At 50.5% G+C, this 18,239-nt stretch carries 11 protein-coding genes; all 11 read right to left on the bottom strand.

Annotation, left to right across the window (positions count from 1 at the left end):
• Positions 1 to 132 precede the first annotated feature (132 nt).
• Positions 133 to 1,449, bottom strand: coding sequence for a gluconate:H+ symporter (locus ACYVAM_RS20600; RefSeq protein WP_461070482.1), 1,317 nt, complete (start codon positions 1,447 to 1,449; stop codon positions 133 to 135).
• 14 nt (positions 1,450 to 1,463) lie between these two features.
• Positions 1,464 to 2,762 carry an McrC family protein gene (locus tag ACYVAM_RS20605; RefSeq protein ID WP_461070484.1) on the bottom strand — a complete coding sequence of 433 codons (1,299 nt, stop codon included), beginning with the start codon at positions 2,760 to 2,762 and terminating at the stop codon, positions 1,464 to 1,466.
• A gap of 114 nt (positions 2,763 to 2,876) precedes the next feature.
• Positions 2,877 to 6,314 carry a VCBS repeat-containing protein gene (locus tag ACYVAM_RS20610; protein ID WP_461070486.1) on the bottom strand — a complete coding sequence of 1,146 codons (3,438 nt, stop codon included), beginning with the start codon at positions 6,312 to 6,314 and terminating at the stop codon, positions 2,877 to 2,879.
• Between the two features lie 144 nt (positions 6,315 to 6,458).
• Positions 6,459 to 8,309, bottom strand: coding sequence for a RagB/SusD family nutrient uptake outer membrane protein (locus tag ACYVAM_RS20615; RefSeq protein ID WP_461070488.1), 1,851 nt, complete (start codon positions 8,307 to 8,309; stop codon positions 6,459 to 6,461).
• Between the two features lie 18 nt (positions 8,310 to 8,327).
• Positions 8,328 to 11,630: a SusC/RagA family TonB-linked outer membrane protein gene (locus tag ACYVAM_RS20620; protein ID WP_461070490.1), complete on the bottom strand. Its 3,303-nt coding sequence runs from the start codon at positions 11,628 to 11,630 to the stop codon at positions 8,328 to 8,330.
• Positions 11,631 to 11,796: 166 nt separating this feature from the next.
• Positions 11,797 to 13,905 (bottom strand): ATP-dependent DNA helicase RecG, encoded by a 2,109-nt coding sequence (gene recG, locus ACYVAM_RS20625; protein ID WP_461070492.1) that lies wholly within the window; start codon positions 13,903 to 13,905, stop codon positions 11,797 to 11,799.
• 167 nt (positions 13,906 to 14,072) lie between these two features.
• Entirely contained in the window at positions 14,073 to 15,509 is a 1,437-nt protein-coding gene (locus ACYVAM_RS20630; RefSeq protein WP_461070494.1) for a DUF5723 family protein, read from the bottom strand.
• Positions 15,510 to 15,804: 295 nt separating this feature from the next.
• On the bottom strand, positions 15,805 to 16,407 hold the full coding sequence (locus ACYVAM_RS20635; RefSeq protein ID WP_461070495.1) for a NifU family protein: 603 nt from the start codon (positions 16,405 to 16,407) through the stop codon (positions 15,805 to 15,807).
• 136 nt (positions 16,408 to 16,543) lie between these two features.
• Entirely contained in the window at positions 16,544 to 16,825 is a 282-nt protein-coding gene (rpmA, locus tag ACYVAM_RS20640) for a 50S ribosomal protein L27 (protein ID WP_461070497.1), read from the bottom strand.
• Between the two features lie 80 nt (positions 16,826 to 16,905).
• Positions 16,906 to 17,223: a 50S ribosomal protein L21 gene (rplU, locus tag ACYVAM_RS20645; protein ID WP_460935569.1), complete on the bottom strand. Its 318-nt coding sequence runs from the start codon at positions 17,221 to 17,223 to the stop codon at positions 16,906 to 16,908.
• A gap of 117 nt (positions 17,224 to 17,340) precedes the next feature.
• Positions 17,341 to 18,102, bottom strand: a complete 762-nt coding sequence (locus ACYVAM_RS20650; RefSeq protein ID WP_461070499.1) for an HpcH/HpaI aldolase family protein — start codon at positions 18,100 to 18,102, stop codon at positions 17,341 to 17,343.
• Between the last annotated feature and the right edge of the window lie 137 nt (positions 18,103 to 18,239).

The following is an 18,239-nucleotide window of genomic DNA, read 5'->3' on the forward strand; positions in this document are numbered from 1 at the left end:
GACGACACCAGATTCCCATGTCTTGTCAGTTTCTTAAAACTGACACAGGGAGGTTTCTACCTACTTGTGAGCTATTAAAGGCGGTTTCAACCAACTGGCATCACCCAAACCGTTAAAAAAGACTACTTAACACTACACCACCAGATTCAGGGCCAGCACGCCCAGTAGGCCAACAATGGATACAATCGTCTCCATCAATGACCAGGTCCGGATCGTTTGTCCGATCGTCAGGTTGAAATACTCCTTGAATAGCCAGAATCCCCCATCATTGATGTGCGAAAACATCAGGCTTCCAGAGCCAATTGCCAGTACCATCAACTCTGGCTTTATGGCTTGCGACTGCAGCAGAGGCAGAACAATACCCACCGTTGTGAGGCCCGCCACGGTTGCGGAGCCAACGCATACGCGAATAAAGGCGGCAATGCCCCAGCCAAGTAATAAGGGAGGAATGGCCGCATCGGCCAGCAGACTGCCGATGTATTTACTGGTGCCACTATCTCCAAAAACCTGCTTCAACGCCCCCGCCCCCGCAATGACCAGCAGAATTGGCGCAATGGCCTTGACGGCTTCTTCCATGTCTTTGGTAATGGCCTTGACGCTCTGCCCCTGCCGGATACCCAGGGCGTACATGGCCGTTAGCACCGATATGAGCATCCCGATATACGGTTCGGCCAGCAGCGTTATGATGGTTTTAAGGGGCGACTCGCCAGGCATCGCATTCTTCAGCGGGCCAAAGGTGGTCAGCAGCAGAACGGGGAGCAGAGCGACAAAAAAACTGATACCCGCACCCGGCAACTGATGATCCGGTATCTCCCGATTGTTGAACAGCTCCCGGTTGGGCGTCGCTTTGATATTTACGAGTGTTTTGCCAAACAGCGGCCCGGCAATGATGATGGCCGGAATGGCGACGATGATCCCGTAAAGCAGTGTTTGCCCAATATTAGCGTTTAACTGACCCGCCACGGCCGATGGCGATGGATGGGGCGGCAGATAGCCATGCGCGACGGAAAGCGCCGATAGCATGGGAACAGCTACCGACATCAGGGGTAAACGCGAGGAGGCTGCAATCGTAAAGATCAGGGGGACAACAATAATAAACCCGGCGTTATAAAACAGGGGAATACCGATCACAAAACCCGCTAAAGCGAGTCCCCATCGGATATTCTTGATGCCAAACCAGCCAATCAGGACATCCGTAATTCGGCGGGCAGCTCCACTTTCGGCCACCAATCGTCCCAGCATAGCCCCGAAACCGATAATCAGCACCAGTTCGCCCAGGGTACCGCCAATACCCGTCTGGATGGATTTTCCGACGGCCACCACATCCATGCCGGACGCCAGACCGATACCCAGCGATACGATAACGAACGAAATGAAGGTATCTAAACGAACAAAAGCAACTAAGAAGACAAGGGTTAAAATACCGACCAATGTTAAAATAAGGGGCATAGATTGCGGTGGGTTTACTTTTCGTTGAAAGATAAAGCGTATTGAGCTAATTTATCTACTTCATCGGCCAGCGAATTGCTTAGATCAAAAGGCACAACGTGCAAACGGGTATGGGTATCATAGCCAAATACGGGAAGCGGCTTCGTAAAGGTTTCATTGACCGGATAGATCAGAAATAGATCATCGGCCCCATATTTTTTACCATAGGCATACAATTGATACATATCCGCCTGCTCAATGCCATAATTGCCTGCACTCGCCTGCCCCCCCGGCTCCAGCCCATTAATGCGCTTCCACTTCGTATCCAGCACAAACGTCTGGTCGTTCTGGCGGATAATAATGTCCGGACGAAGCCTGAACTTGGGTACCCCCACGTGTTCATCGATCAAATGAACCGACGACTCCTGCACCCGCACCTCGTCGGCGCTGGGCCAGTGGGTTCGAATTCCGTGGGCAACGTAATCTTCAAATACCTGTTCCATTGGAAAGAGCAACGATAAGCTCGGTGTTTTGCCCATTTTTATTCCCAGGCCCTGACCAAGTAAAAGGGTTTTCGCCCACAGTAAAGCCGCTTCGTAACGTACGAACAAACGACTGTTTCGCCGAATAGCATTCAGATCGTCCATAACGGAATCAGAAACAGGTACGTCGTCCAGCACCCATCGTAGTTGCTGAATCCGTCGTTGATTGGCCCGATCAGTCGTTCGATTCGCCAAATAAAGCAAGGTCGATTTCAGGATACGGTTTGGCGGTACATTGGCGGTTAGCTCGTCGTATACAACCGCCAGCCGCTCGGCATGGTAACTGTTTTCGCGTAGCTGCCGTGTGGCCTGGAATCGGCCCTTCCAGAAACGTTCGTTACTCTCGACGGAAACATAAGCCCGCTGTATGCCCTGCTGCGCCAAAGGTTCTACCGCATCCAGAAAAGCGGTGATGAATACTTCCCATAAAGGCAGATTAACCGCCCTCGACTGCCCCCCGCGCAACGTCCGAAACGGACTGTGGCGCAGGTAGCGAAGCATGTTGAGCAACAGCGGTCGGGCATTGGGTTGCTGCTCGATCTTTGGTAAAATCTCAAGCATTGTTCCATCGGGCAGCGTCAACAGCCCAACGTAATTGCGGACCCGAATAAACTCGGTTCCTTTCTGTACGGTAAAGGCGAATAGCCCGTCAGCGTTTTCGTTTTCAAAGACAAATTGACGGAGGGAATCAAATACCGCATCAGAAACGCCTATTCTGCCGGGTATCGATTCAGTCGTCAGGCCGAATTTCCCAATCAGGCTATTTTCTACAACCGAAATGATGGTAACCATATTTTTGAATATGGATTGTATCAACTATTCCACCGGGTTAAAACCGGCGCAATGCAACTGGTTAATCATTTGCGCCGGTTTCAACCCGGTGGGAATTTAGTATATGTTTTTCAGCTACTTACTGGTAACGGACTGATAAGCTCGAATACCCTGTTGATTGATCCCAAACAGGAGTGTATTCCCCACCGGCAACACTGTTCGTACATCGCCCGACAACCGAAAACCAGCCTGCGGCTGTGGCACCGTAGCGAACCCACCCCGGCCATCGCCCCGCAGCAACAGTCCCTCATTGGCATCTGCCCGGCCAAAGCGCAGACGAACCTGAGCCGTGTTGCCGCAGAGTAACAGATCTTTATGGCCATCCTGGTCGAAATCCAGAGCTGTCAGCGTAAAGATGGGGGACTGTTGCACGGCCATCGGCAACGGTTTTTCAACCAGTTTACCCGTGGTCGTACTGGCAAAATACGTTGTTGTCAGTTGATTGGCCGTTAGCTTGTTCGTTCCTGTTAACTCAGTTTCCGTGAAGACATCCGTCAGCGTGGCATTCGAATAGCTCTCGTAGTCGGTGAACCGGTGACGTAACATACCCAGTTGATCCAGCAATTCGTCGCGGGTGGCATGGGGATAGGATTTGCCCTGTACATACAGGCACAGAATCGGATCAACCTTGCCATTATTATCAAAATCTTTGTAAATCAGCTCGGCGGGTTCTTTGTCGCTGGCGCGGCATTGGGTGTTAAGGCCCTGGTTACCAACCACCAGATCAGGGCGTCCATCGCCGTTGAAATCATTCACCAGCAGTTTGTTCCACCATCCCCGATACTCCTTGTCAAAGTATGTTTTCGTCTGGTCGGTCAGTTGCCCATTGCCGTTCGTCTGACCAAGTACGGTAACCGGCATCCATTCACCAACAATCACCAACTCAGGCTTCCGGTCGGCGTTCAGGTCAACCCAGGCAGCGTCCGTCACCATACCCAGCGTCGAAAGTATCGGAGCCAATGTAGCTGTCTGGTCGATAAAACTGGGCTGGCCACCCTGCCCCTTACTCGTGTTGATCAGCAGGTAGCTGGGGGGCGTTTCGGGGTAACGACCGGGCATAACGCGTCCACCCACGAACAGGTCTGGATGACCGTCGCCGTTTAGATCGGCTACCCGGACACAACTTGTGCTGGTATGCATCACAGGCAAGGCTGCAGGGCTCTTTGTAAATTTCCCCTTGCCGTCGTTGAGGTATAGCCGATCCTGCAAGTTCGGATCATCGGGCAGAAAATTATCATAACCACCACTGCAAACGTAGAGATCGGGGAACCCGTCGGCGTTGGCGTCGAAGAAAACAGCGTCCGCATCATTGCTTTGTTTATCGGCGTCAAAAGCGGGTTGCGCCAGCCGACTGAACTGCCCCGAAGCCTGTTGCAGGTACAATGCGCCCGCCTGTCCATTGCCTCCTCCGGCATAGATATCATCCCGGCCATCACCATTCACATCGCCTTTGACCAGACAGGGTCCATTGAAGGACTGTGCATTGACAAGCAAAGATTGCCGCTTAAAATCGTTGATCTTCTTGATGGGGTCGGCAAACGCAACCGGAGAACTTACCTCGCGGAAAAGCGCCGGTAATGGCCGAGGGCTTTTATTGGGTAAACGAGCCTCGTTTTCGTTCACGTTCAATAGCTGATCCGATTTTACATTCGCTAATACCTGTTGCTTACCCGTTGGCCACACAATGCGCAGCGAATCGATGACCGGATCGGCACCCAGACCAAAATGAAGCCGGGGCGACACACTTGACTGATAGCCCCGCGTTGGCATCTGCTCCACATATTGCTGATTCCCTTTCCGATAGAGCGTCAGCTTTGCGCCTACGCCCTGGGTGTTGGCGCCACTCCCAATGAGTTTTATGGCCAGGTAATGATGCTTGAGCTCTCTGTTGGCTTCATTCTGAAAAACAAACGCCGGTTGGTTCGTATTATTGACGACAAGGTCAAGGTCGCCGTCGTTGTCCAGATCAGCATAAGCAGCGCCCGTACTATTCGAATGCTGGGTCAATCCCCAGGCAGAGCCGACATTGGCAAAGGTCACCTCATCCGACTGATGACCACGATTTTGAAACATGTAGTTCACTACATTTGAGGAAGGTATGCGGTGAACCAGTTCCAAAACATCTTCGCGTCGAAAATTCGCCGGGCGATTTTGCATGTAGTCCGTCATGTACTTCAGGAAGTCCAAATTGGTATAGTCGCGCACATAACCGTTGGTTACGTATAGGTCTTTCCAGCCGTCATTATCGTAATCAGCCAGCAAGGGCGACCAGCTCCAGTCGGTATTTGAGATGCCAGCCAGCTGGCCCACTTCACTGAAATAGGGCGTAGCCACGGCGGCATTCTTTTTCGCCGAGACCTGTTCTGTACCCTGATTGATCTGCAGCATGTTTCGCATGTTCTGATGATGGAATCCCGACGCTACGCCAAGGTCATATTTGTCGTAGTTATCAGGCGCCATCAGCAGTTTTTGTCGCCGGTTATCCTCAGGCAGCATATCCAGTGTCAGAATGTCGGGGCGAGCATCGTTGTTAACATCCGCAATGGCATTACCCATTGAAAAATTCGATGTGTGTCCAATACTGGTTTTCAACTGATTGGTAAACTTCCCCTTATGGTCGTTGATATAGAGATAATCAGGAATTCCATAATCATTTGAAATATACAAATCAGGCCACCCATCGCTATTTACATCAGAGACCCCGATACCCAGGCCATAACTCAATGCAGAACTACTTAAGCCACTCTGCCCGGTAACATCCTCAAATCGTTTTCCGGTGTTCTTCAGCAACCGAACGCCAATCTCCGGATTGGGCTGCTTCATGATAGCGGCTGTTGCCTGGGGGTCAAGAATGGGTAACAGACGCGGATTGTGGTTGAGCAGGAACAAGTCCAGGTCACCATCGAGATCATAGTCAAAAAAGACACCCTGGGTACTTTGCCCCGGCTGGTCCAGTCCGTATTGAGCGGTTTGGTCTGAAAAATGGGGAATTCCCTGAGCATCTGTTCCCTCATTAATGAACAACTGCGGAATCCGTTTCTGAGGGGGTAAACTGCCGGAATAGCAGACAAACAGATCCAGCCGCCCATCACCATTGACGTCTGCCATCGACACTCCGGTTCGCCAGGGGCCTTCCCGACCAGCCACGCCAGCGGCCGCCGTTATGTCGGTAAACTGCATGGGCGAGGCCTTTCCTTTGTTAAGATACAACTGGTTGGGCACCATGTTCCCACTGAAATAGATATCGTCGAAGCCATCGCTATTCAAATCGCCAATAGCCACGCCCCCGCCATTGTAGAAATACTCATACATCAGAACATTCGTATTCAGCCCTTCTGTCAGGTTATTGGCGAACGTAATTCCGGTATGATCGGGTAAAAGCGACGTAAAAAGGGGCTTCCCTTCACTCTTCGTTTGATCAGCTTTTTGGCATGAAACGAGCAAAACCAAGTTAGCAAGTATCAATAACGGGGCAAGCGTATGCCGGAAATAGGGCTTTTTTAACGTTAACATGGTTTCTGAAAGAGTGTCACGGATAGGGTACGCGTTACCGGGCCATTGAGTAGTTTCCTCAAAATTCTATAAAAATAAACTAAAAAATGCCAGTACCCGTGAGTACTGGCATTTTTTAAGAAACAAATAACCCAATCGATGCGCTTAGTAACCGGGATTTTGAACCAGTTTATTGTTCCGGTTAATTTCATCGCGGCTAATGGGCAGGAAGTAAATCTTGTCGGCCCATTTCCGGTTCTCCTTACCCGTTCCTAAGTCCTGTACCTGGTAGGTATAGGTATAGTTGTCTTTGCTATACTTATAGGTCGTGACCGACTTACCTGGTTTGAGTTTGCCCGTAATCGCAATAATGCGGGCCTGCTGACCGAGTACGGTTGGCGCGATCATCCACCGGCGAACGTCGTAAAAACGTTGATCTTCCAGGAACATTTCAACGTTTCGCTCATTCTGGTAACGCGCAATCAGAGCGGCCCCAGTTTCGGTAACGGCAGGCATACCCACCCGGAAGCGAACGGCGTTGATCCACTTTTTAGCTTCCGCTTCCTGACCCAGCATCAAACAGGCTTCAGCGTAGTTCAACACGACTTCCGTGTAACGAATCTGAATGGATGGGATTTCCTGACGAATGTTCTGATCGACAATCGAAACATCCGTATTGAAAAACTTACGGATGGCATAGCCCGTCCAGGTACCATTCCAGTTTTCGATGGTGCTATTGCGCGTGTCCAGACCCGAAAACTTGGTTGGAGCAGCTGATGAGCCCACTTCGTATTCGCCCATCTGAATCTGTCCGGCGGGGTCAATACCAGCGCCATCGGGCGTACGGGGTTTCCACTGCGCACCGTCATACAGGATCGAGGCATAGAAGCGGGGATCGCGGTTTTCGTAAGGAGCTGCGGCATGGGCTGGGTTTTTCCAATCGAACTTAGTTCCATCCATCATCTCGTAGTTATCCACCATCTGCTGGGTCGGTTCGCTGGACGTCCAGCCGTGGTATCCGTTGGGCTGGTTGTTACGTGGGAACCAGGAGCCCCAGTCATCATTAGATGCCCGGATGTAGTATTTCAGGAAAATACCGTCGGTTTCACCCCCGTTTTGCGACAGCGACAGGTTAACATAGTTCTGTTGTCCTTCGGCAGGTGTAACAGGAGCAGCCAAATTCAATTTGTACCCGTACAGATTCAGGTCCATAACGGCTTTCGCTGCGTCCTGGGCTTTTTTCCAACGGGCCGTCCGGTCGCCACTCACGTAACCCAATAGCTCAGGGTTAGCAAAGCTGGCGATAACACTCGACTTGGCTTTTGCCGTCGGGATGTCGTGCAAATCACTGGCAGCATACAAAAGAACCCGTGCTTTAAGGGCCATAGCGGCTCCCATGGTGGCCCGGCCAGATTCCATACTACGTCCTTTTAACAACGTAGAAGCGGAGTCCAAATCGGTAACGATAGCGTTGACGCACTCTTCATACGTATTACGAGCGATCGTAAAATCTCCCTCATCCAGCGTATACGGCGTTTTGATGATGGGGACAGCCCCATAATAACGCAACAGCTGGTTGTAGAAATAAGCGCGCATAAAGTACATTTCTCCGCGCATCCGTCCGGCCAGGTTACCCGTATTGTCAAACGTAGGCTTGGCTAATTTTGACAGGGCAATATTGGCGGACCGAATCCGGGCGTACATTTCCTGCCACTCCATTGTTGTTTTAACCGTGCCCGTGTTCGATGGACTAACGTTGGCTTCGTTTACGTCCTGTTTGCCAAAGCTATAGAGGGCGTTATCGGTCTGGCAATCTAAACTCATCTGATCCAGCAGACCATCCCGAATGCCGTTGTACACATCCGTCACAAAGGCTTCGGAGAGGGAGCGGTCGGCCCAGACAGCGTCTCCCGATACCTTATCGAGCGGTTTGGTGTCCAGGAAGTCGGTGTTACAGGCGATCATCGTTGTGCCCAACAGCAGGCTGAACGATAGACACTTTGCTATATAGTTCATACTAATCTGATTAATCTTTTAGAAACTAAGTGTTAAACCCGCATTGATCACCCGTGCCTGTGGGTAATACTGTCCCCCACTATTCGTCGATTCGGGATCGTATATGCCTTTCATGGCTGGTGCGTATGTGGCCAGATTCAAACCGTTTACGTACACCCGTAAGTTGTTCAGGCCAATCTTGTTGCCAAGAGCACTTGGCAGAGTGTAGCCCAGCTCCAGGTTTTTCAGACGAACATAGTCTGTGCTGCGAATCCAGTAGGTAGTACCGTTGGAGAAGTACTGGTTACTGCGGTCTACAATGCGCGGATCGACGGTGCTTGGGTTATCTACCGTCCAGCGGTGATCGTAGCTGTATTGCAGGAAGTTACCAATAGTACCCGACTCCGTTTGCAGGAAGATTTGTCCTCCGGCCGAACCCTGGAACAGGATGCTCAGGTCGAAGTTTTTGTAGCGGACACTGGCATTCAGACCACCCTGGAAACGGGGCTGGTTGTTGCGGTCGGCCCGTACACGGTCGTTTGCATCAATTTTGCCATTGCCATCAATGTCTTTCAATTTCATATCGCCAGGCCGTAACAAGCTAGCGCCTACACCACTGTAATCCAGCTTATTGGCATCAATATCGGCCTGTGTCGAGAAGATACCATCGTACTGATACATCAGAGTACCGTTCGCATTATTAGGATTGTTTACGTCGCTTGGGATAGGCTTACCCGTTGACCGCTGCCACTCGGGAGCACCCGGGGTTTCATCCCAGAACGTGATGGTGTTTTTCGCATAGCCACCATTCACACTGACGTTGTATTTGAAGTCGCCAGCCTGCCCGTTGTAACCAATCCGGAACTCATATCCTTTATTGGTAACCTTACCAATGTTGGTAGCCGGTAAAGTAGCTCCCGTCGTTTGTGGGATGGATGCACTTTTGCGCCATAGGATGTTCGACCGCTTGTTCTGGAATACGTCGAACTCGAAGAACACTTTACCATTAAGCAGGGAGCCTTCCAGACCGATGTCTGAATTATTGGCTACTTCCCAGGTCAGAGACGTATTTGGAACACCGTTTTCATACAGTGTCTGCGAGACCTGATTATTTATCACATAGCCCCAGTTCGAGTTAACGCGGTCACCGTAGGCATACGTTGGCAGGTAATCATACTCACGTAAGGTATTGTTGAAGTACACTTGGTCGTTCCCCAACTGGCCCCAGGATGCCCGTAGTTTCAGAGAGCTAACTATTGGCGCAGCTTTCTTGAAGAAGCTTTCCTCTGAAATACGCCAGCCCGCCGTCACGCCGGGGAAGAAACCCCAACGGCTCGAACGAGGAAACATATACGAACCATCATATCGACCCAGGAACTCAACCAGATAGCGCTCTTTATAATTATAGGCAGCCCGACCAAAGTAGCTCATACGAGCCCGCTGCCAGATTGGCGTTTGGGTAGGATCGTTGGTAGCCACCTGCTGGGAGCTTCCGCCGGCAAACAACTGATCGATAGCCGTCGAGTTAAAGTACTGGCGGAAACCCCGGAAACCGTTCGAATTGGACTGTTCTTTCGTGATACCTGCCAGCAAGGTGATGGCATGGCTTGCGCCAAACGTATGGTCGTAGGACAAAATACCAGACAGCAGTGAGTTGAACTGATCGTTCGTGTACTGATTAAGGGTCGATTGAGCGGGCCCTTTTTGTACGCGCTGAAGAAGCGGTTCTTTCGTTGTCGGATCGTAGGAGGTATAATCCCAGCTATATACAAACCAGGGCGTCTGCCACTTTTTGCCTTGCTGGATGTATTTGTCCAACGCAACGCTGGCGGTCAGTTTCAGGCCCGGTATCCAGGGGTTGGTAATGTTTAAGCTGGCATTGCTTTGCAGATAATACCGGGTATCTCTATCGTACCCTGTCGCGCTGGTCGAAACCAGTACGGGCTGCTGCCCGTTCTCGATATCAGGAGCGGGTAAGCCATTGGGCCAGAAAGCTGGTTTGTTTGGATAGCCCCGTGCTAGCATCCGGAAAATGTCACCAGCAGCAACGGTTGGGAAGAAACGATTTTCCTGACGACCCACGACGCCTGTCACTAAGTTGATATACTTACTGATTTTAGCATCTAGATTCAGACGGAAGTCATACTGTTTGTACCCCGTAGCCGAGTTTTTGTAATAAGCATCCTGATTCTGGTAGTTGACGGAGGTCAGGTACTTGATGTTTTCCGAACCACCCACCAGTTGCAACGTATGGCGAGACTGCGGAGACCAGGTTTTCAGCGCTGCGCCAAACCAGTCGGTATTCGGGTGTCCCCAGGGATCAGAACCATCCTGAAACTTCTTGATATCATCGGGCGAGTAGGCGGCTTTAACGACTAGTCCATTGTCAGGACGAGTGTAGCTTCCTGTGGCGTTGAAAGCCGCATTGGCATCTTTCCAATACCCAGAAGGCAGGTTATTGTACAAGTTGATTTCGTTGTTCAACTGAGCATATTCAGCTGCCGACGCCATTTTAGGAACAACAGTAGGTTGGCCGAAGCCCTGGTTGAAGCTGTAGGAAAGTTCCGGCTTACCGCTCTTACCCCGTTTGGTCGTTACCAGAATTACCCCGTTGGCAGCCCGCGAGCCGTAGATAGCTGCCGAGGCATCTTTCAGAACTGACATGCTTTCAATATCCGCCGGGTTCAGGCGGTCGATACCCCCAGCCCGCGCGGGCACACCATCGATAACAATCAGGGCGTCGTTGTTACCCAGCGTGTTAGAGCCCCTAATCCGGATAGCTGCTCCATCATAGCCCGGCTCACCACTATTATTTGTGGCAATAACGCCTGGCATCCGACCAGCAATAGAGTTACTCAGGTTCATGGCTGGCGACTTAACCAGGTCGGTACCTTTTACAGTAGCAACGGCACCCGTTACGGTTTCTTTCTTCTGTTCGCCATACCCGACAACAACGACTTCATTCAACATCTTGTCGTCCGAGGCCAGCGTAATGTTGATGGTGCCCCGGTTATTAACGGGAATTTCCTGGCTCAAGAAGCCAATGTAGGAAAAGACCAGTGTCTCGTTGCCCCGGGCCACGTTCAATGAGTAATCTCCCTGTGCAGACGACACCGTACCGGTTGTGGTTCCTTTAACCACAATGCTAACGCCAGGCAGGGCCAGGCCCTGGGCGTCAACTACCTTACCAGACACTTTAGTTTGGGCGAAAGCCCCCACTGAGCCGAGCAGACCCAGGAAGAACAGCGAGCAGAATACGACTCGCCGTAGCCAGACCGCATTTGACAGAAAGGCACCTTCACGCTGTAAGATGACCTTTCTTTGGGTAAATATTTTTTGCATAATCACCTGTTTTTTATGGAGAATACTAACAGGCTAAAGCAGAGTTAGTGAGGGTTTTTACTCACTATTTATTATCCAATTCATACTATTTTTTAACATTTTTTAGAGACATTTCACAATTATTAGGATAAAATCAACCTAATCAGTCAATTATGCCTTAACCAGCTTATGAAATTCGACCCCAGTTATTTTCTGTTTGCTTAAGTCCATCAACGTGATTGCGAATGGGCGCATGTTGAGGAAGGAGAAGTTCTGGATCTTCGGCCAGGATCGCTTGCGCCGATTCGCGGGCGGCTGTCAGAATAGCGCCATCTTTGGCCAGATCGGCAATCATTAAATCCATCACGCCACTCTGCTGGGTACCCGTCAGATCGCCGGGGCCGCGCAGTTGCAGATCTACATCGGCAATTTCGAAACCATTATTGGTCCGCACCATCGTTTCGAGCCGGGTGCGGGTGTCGCTGCTGAGTTTATAGCCGGTCATCATGATGCAATAGGATTGATCGGACCCCCGCCCTACCCGCCCGCGCAACTGGTGCAGTTGCGATAAACCAAACCGTTCGGCACTTTCGATAACCATCACGCTGGCATTGGGCACGTTGACGCCGACTTCAATGACAGTTGTAGCGACCAGAATATGGGTTTCGTGTTTCAGAAACCGCTTCATCTCATCATCTTTTTCGTAGGCCAGCATCTTCCCATGCAGCATACCAATCTCATACGTTGGCCGCGGAAAGGCCCGCTGCATACTCTCAAACCCATCCATCAGGTCTTTATAATCCAGCTTCTCGGATTCTTCGATTAGTGGATAAACGACGTATACCTGGCGACCCAGTTCAATTTGCTGCCGCATAAACCCGAACACTTCCGAACGGTGCTTGTCGTACTTATGTACCGTTTTGATCGGTTTCCGGCCTTTGGGCAGTTCGTCGATGGTCGACACGTCGAGGTTGCCATAGAGGGTCATGGCCAGCGTGCGGGGAATGGGCGTAGCCGTCATGACCAGAATATGGGGCGGCACTGTTTCATTCTTGCGCCAGAGTTTGGCCCGCTGAGCAACACCAAACCGGTGTTGTTCGTCGATGATGCACAAGCCCAGGTTTTTATATTGGACGGCATCTTCGAGAAGCGCATGCGTACCCACCAGAATGTGCATCTTACCCGACTGAAGTTCCTCATGCAGAACGACCCGCCGTTTTTTATTGGTCGATCCCGTCAGGATGCCCAGATTGAGGCCCATAGCCTCGGCAAAGGGTTTGAGCCCGTTGTAATGCTGATCGGCCAGGATTTCGGTTGGGGCCATCAGGCAGGCCTGCGCTCCGTTGCCAATGGCCATGAGGCAGGCAATGAAGGCCACAATGGTCTTGCCACTGCCAACGTCTCCCTGCAGGAGCCGGTTCATCTGCTTACCCGTCAGGAAGTCGCCGTAAATTTCTTTAATTACCCGCTGCTGGGCCCCTGTCAACTCAAAGGGCAGCAGTTCTTTGTAAAAGTGCTTCATCAGCGACGTGTCCCGGAAAATCTGCCCGGGAAACTCCTCTTTCTGAATAAGCTTGTTCTTGATCAGCCGCAGTTGGTTGTAAAACAATTCCTCGAACTTCAACCGACGCTGTGCCTGTTTCAGCCAGGCCTGATTTTGGGGCAAGTGGATGTTCCACATAGCCTCCCGTTTGCCAATCAGCCGGTACTGCTGGATAAGCGAGTCGGGCAATGTTTCGCGAATGTGCGTCCAGGATTGCTCCAGCAACAGGCGCATGACCTTGCCAAGAACTTTGCTGTCGAGGTGACGCTTCCGAAGTTTTTCGGTAAGGTTATAAACGGGAAAGAAACCGGGCTCATTTTCAGAGGCCGCATTCGCGTTCTCCAGCTCCGGGTGAACGATACTAAACTGGCCGTTGAACGACTGGGGTTTGCCATATACAATGTATTCCCCATCGCGCCGGAGCGATTTCTCCAGATAGGTGATGCTCTGAAACCAGACAAGGCTCATAGAGCCAGTGCCATCGGTAAAGGTAGCGACAAGGCGCTTTTTGGGCCCTTCACCTTCCATATACCAATCCCGAAGCCGCCCGCGAATCTGGGCCGACGGCATGGAGTCCATCAATTCACTGATGGTGTAGTAGCGCGTTCGGTCGTCGTAGCGAAACGGATAATACTGAATCAGGTCGCCATAGGTAAACAGGTTCAGCTCTTTGTTGAGCAGTTCCGTGCGCTGCGGTCCTAACCCCTTCAGGTAAAGTAGCGGTGTATCGAAAAAAGTAGCTCGTTCGGTCATAACAGACCTTTCTATGCAATTTTGTACGTTGTAAAGGTAGTCAGTCAACCGCCGAAAATCGAAAGCCCGATTCTTCTTTTCAGTTAGCTCACTACCTGATCAAGGGCGGCTAATGACTTAAAAAAAGCAGCACCTGATCAAATTTACGCAAAAACAGCATTAATCTGTCAACGATCGTATCGTTCCTCCCTGGCTCCACCAATACCAAATGCGACCCCGAGGTAAACATCCAGGCCGCGTGGTTTGATGCTATTGGAACTACTACCCAGTAAGCCCAGTACGTTGTCGGTACCAAGCCAGCCCGGTCCCACCCGCACCGACGCTCCAGCGGTTAGGCCACCATTGAGGTAGGCAATAGGAGCCGCCAGGCTTAACCAGCGGGCATCGTACCGGGGCGTGACAGCCAGTAATGATGGCTGATGAATGGCCGTTGCCTTCACCGATCGCATATCCTGTAAATACGTCACATTAACACCTAATCCACCCGGCAATTGGTAATCGGCGGAAAGATTTAAGGACGTAGGCAAGCCAGCGTTAAACCGTTGGCTGTCTGGCGTTCGACCCGTATTCAACTTTGTCTGGATAACCTCGGCAATACCCTGTGGTCCACTGACCTGGTTGAAATCACTGCCTTTAAATTGTGCCGGATTGGCCCCCAAATCGTTGTACTCATACTTTGGTCCTGTATACGACAGCCTACCGATATCAGTTATAGCAACTCCCAACTGCAACGTTGGACTGTCTTCGTCATATTGATCGACGTACGTCAGGCCAATGTCCAGACCCAGTCCCTTACCCGGTGCCGCCGTGTTGAACAACGTCTGTGGGTTCAGGCTGCGCTTTTCCAGAAAGGTTGTATAAGCAAGCGTAGCATCCAGTTTATTGACTTCCAGTAAGGCACTACTTGAATTAGTCGGGTCCGTAACAATGCGGTAATTCAACCCCCGGTTGATTAGCTGCTGCGCATTGTAACCAAGTAAAAATTTAGCCGTTGCGCCGAGCAAAAGTTTCCGGCCGTTTCCTTCCAGAATGGCCCCGGCATAAGTTAGCCCCAACTCAGCATAGGTATTTGTGTTGGCGCTGAATTTATTATCGTTACTGGGAACACTGTAAAAGGCTCCATCACTCAAACTCGCCCGAAGCGCAGAAAGTAAAGATTCAGATGCGCCAACGACCTGCCCAACGGCCCGAAAACGTGTCGTTACCGCAAAAGCACTGCTCTGCCCGGTTTTGATCAAAAAAGAGGGGCCTCGCACTTCGCCCCAGATCGTTCCATTTTTAGGTCGCCCGTTCAACATTTCCCGTGTGTAATCCGACGAAAATTTGATCGACCCATCGGCACTTTTGTATTGGGATGGTACGGTGCCCGTAATTAAACGGGCCAGTGAAAAGGGCGCCTGATACCGAACGTAGTTGTTATCAACGTGGCCATTGCCCGTAAAAACATTCAGGTAAAACTTAGAGGGGCAATCGGCAGCCAGGGCCGGATTTATATAAAGCCTGTTGGTTCCTCCATACCGACTGGTGGAGATTCCAAGTAAATTTTGCGAAAAGCTGGTTGTCGAAATGAGTAGAGATGATAGTAAAGCAAACGAATACTTCATGCAGTTACGATTTGAATGGCAAAGTGAACTGCAAAGTAAACGGCATTCAGCAAGCCTGGGTTACCAAAACCAGATTTATTTTGATTTATCGGTTCGAAGCGAACCAGTAAGTAACCTGGTTTTTAGACACTTACTCAACCGGGCTATTTTTCTCCGACGCAGACAACGAATCGCCATTGAAGGTTTTACGTATAGGCCATCGCTTAAAACAGGAACTGTCGTCCCAGTAACTTGAAAAAGGTACGGGAACGACAGTCAGGTATAGGAGTACCGGCTATCCGGCAAGCTATGGTCTTTAAACGCCCTCGGCTTCTACCAGTTTAACCTCGGGTACTAATCGGGTCAGCAGGTTTTCGATACCCGATTTAAGGGTAAGCGTAGAGGACGGGCAACCACTACAGGAACCTTGTAACAACACTTTTACGGTGCCACTTGGCTCATCGAATGAGTAAAAGCTGATGGCTCCCCCATCCGACTCAACGGCGGGTTTGATGTATTGGTCCAGCACCGCTTTTATTTTCTGGACCGTTTCCGAATCCATGTCCAGCTTCGTGGTATTGGTGTCTACCGTACGTTGCGAGAAAACGGGGTTCTGCCCGCCAAAGTAATCTTTAAGAAAGAGTTTGAGCTCAAGCAGCACATCATCCCAGTCGGTCTCGTCGTCTTTGGTAACCGTTACAAAGTTGCCCGATATAAACACCCGGCGCACAAAGTCAAACCCGAACAAAGCCACCGCCAATGGTGAGGCTTTTCCGTCGAGCAAGGCATCGCCTGGGGTAGCGTAATCGAACGAGAGTCCTTCCGGAACAAGTTCAAAATTAACGACGAACTTCATGGAGTTCGGATTGGGGCTTCCTTCCGTAAAAATGGATACGGGACGGCTTAGCGTAGGATTCATCGGCAAGAATGTTTTCAGTTTACGGATACGTTAAGTGGTATTCGCACAGTCGTAACAGTGGTGGTGTTTTTTTAGTTTTTATGCACAAAAAAACCCGCTCAACATTCATTGAGCGGGTTTAGAAAAGCCTACTGTATTAAGCAGCTACTTCAACTGCTGGTGCTTCTGCCGGAATGATATCCACGTATGAGCGGCTATCGCGGCCCGGACGGAATTTCACGGTGCCCGCTACCAGTGCGAATAACGTATAATCTTTACCTAAACCGACATTTTTGCCGGGGTGGTGTTTCGTACCGCGCTGGCGGACGATGATGTTGCCTGGAATGGCCACCTCGCCACCAAACAATTTAACACCCAGCCGCTTGCTATGCGAATCACGGCCGTTTCTGGAACTACCTACACCTTTCTTGTGTGCCATTTTTTGAAAAAGTTTGTAGTTTGTGGTTTGTAGGTTAAGGTTGCGAGAACGCTAAGCTACAAATCACAAACTTCTAAAAACTAGAGAGTTATGTCTTCGATCATGACCTTCGTCAAGTACTGACGGTGGCCGTTTTTCTTTTTATATCCTTTCCGGCGCTTTTTCTTGAAGATGATAACCTTCTCGCCCTTGAGGTGTTCGACTATTTTAGCCGATACTGCCGCTCCTGCGACAGTTGGAGCACCAACGGTGATGCTTCCTTCGTTGTCAACAAGGAGAATTTTCACCTTGTCGGAGGCAAGTGCAGCGTCCACGTCGCCTTCTAACCGATGGGTATAGATGTGGCGACCTTTTTGGATCTTGAATTGCTGCCCTGCGATCTCTACGATTGCGTACATGTGTTTGTATGAAATTGGAAATGAGGGTGCAAAGGTAGAAAAAAATGATGAATGATAAATGATGAGTGAAGAATAATTAGCATTCCTACCAAAAATTCATCCATCATTCTTCATTCCTTACCCTCGCCCCTTCATAAAATCCGTCGAAGCGGTTTTTAGCAAACCAGCGAATGAATTCAGGCAAAATAATACGCCCCGATCAATCAGAGCTCTGGCCTGGTCGCCGGTGGCGGCTGTGGTTCCGGCAATTAGCCCGGCCTTTCTGATCTTCTCAACGACACCGGCAATGGTTCTCTTTACCTCATCGTGGCCGGGGCCATCATAGTAACCCATGCTCATAGCCAGATCGCGGGGGCCAATAACGAAGCCATCGATTCCCTCTACGGTTAGTAGATCATCGAGATTCTCGATAGCTTCTTTGTCTTCAATTTGAGCCAGCACCAGCACCTGCTCATTGGCAAACGCAACGAACTCTCCCTGGTTCATGCTGCCCAGCAGGTAGTCATTGGCGCGTACGGGGGCAAAACCACGAGAGCCCACGGGCGGATAGTACACAGCCTGCACCAGCGCTTCGGCTTGGGCAACGGTGCTAATGGCAGGCATCATGATGCCCATCACGCCCGCATCTAAAAATTGAAGGATCAACTTGGGGTCGTTGCTCCGAACGCGGGCCAGGGGCGTAATACCGCTTAGTTCGCAGGCCCGCACAATGTTCTGGACTTCGGACGTCGTGACGGAACTGTGTTCACCATCGATCATGTAAAAATCCAGTCCCGAATAACCGCACAATTCGGCCACGGTCGGATCATTACTATTAGACAGGACGCCCAGTACGGGCTGACTATTTTTAAGTCTGGTTTTAACGATATTTTGCTTCATGATCTATGTAAAACGAACGCCATGCCCCGTTTTACTACGTTTCAGTAGACGATTTTTTGAGCGAGCAAGATACAACTGAATTAGTGTGAAATAGAACAATATAGTAATCCGCTTACCAGGTGTCTATATCTAAGCCA

This window comes from Spirosoma horti, from assembly GCF_054776595.1.

Excerpts from the sequence above, each read along its gene's own strand:
- rplU (WP_460935569.1), bottom strand. The coding sequence starts at position 17,223 with ATGTACGCAATCGTAGAGATCGCAGGGCAGCAATTCAAGATCCAAAAA.
- ACYVAM_RS20600 (WP_461070482.1), bottom strand. The coding sequence starts at position 1,449 with ATGCCCCTTATTTTAACATTGGTCGGTATTTTAACCCTTGTCTTCTTA.
- ACYVAM_RS20615 (WP_461070488.1), bottom strand. The coding sequence starts at position 8,309 with ATGAACTATATAGCAAAGTGTCTATCGTTCAGCCTGCTGTTGGGCACA.
- ACYVAM_RS20605 (WP_461070484.1), bottom strand. The coding sequence starts at position 2,762 with ATGGTTACCATCATTTCGGTTGTAGAAAATAGCCTGATTGGGAAATTC.
- ACYVAM_RS20610 (WP_461070486.1), bottom strand. The coding sequence starts at position 6,314 with ATGTTAACGTTAAAAAAGCCCTATTTCCGGCATACGCTTGCCCCGTTA.
- ACYVAM_RS20635 (WP_461070495.1), bottom strand. The coding sequence starts at position 16,407 with ATGAATCCTACGCTAAGCCGTCCCGTATCCATTTTTACGGAAGGAAGC.
- ACYVAM_RS20650 (WP_461070499.1), bottom strand. The coding sequence starts at position 18,102 with ATGAAGCAAAATATCGTTAAAACCAGACTTAAAAATAGTCAGCCCGTA.
- ACYVAM_RS20620 (WP_461070490.1), bottom strand. The coding sequence starts at position 11,630 with ATGCAAAAAATATTTACCCAAAGAAAGGTCATCTTACAGCGTGAAGGT.
- ACYVAM_RS20630 (WP_461070494.1), bottom strand. The coding sequence starts at position 15,509 with ATGAAGTATTCGTTTGCTTTACTATCATCTCTACTCATTTCGACAACC.
- rpmA (WP_461070497.1), bottom strand. The coding sequence starts at position 16,825 with ATGGCACACAAGAAAGGTGTAGGTAGTTCCAGAAACGGCCGTGATTCG.
- recG (WP_461070492.1), bottom strand. The coding sequence starts at position 13,905 with ATGACCGAACGAGCTACTTTTTTCGATACACCGCTACTTTACCTGAAG.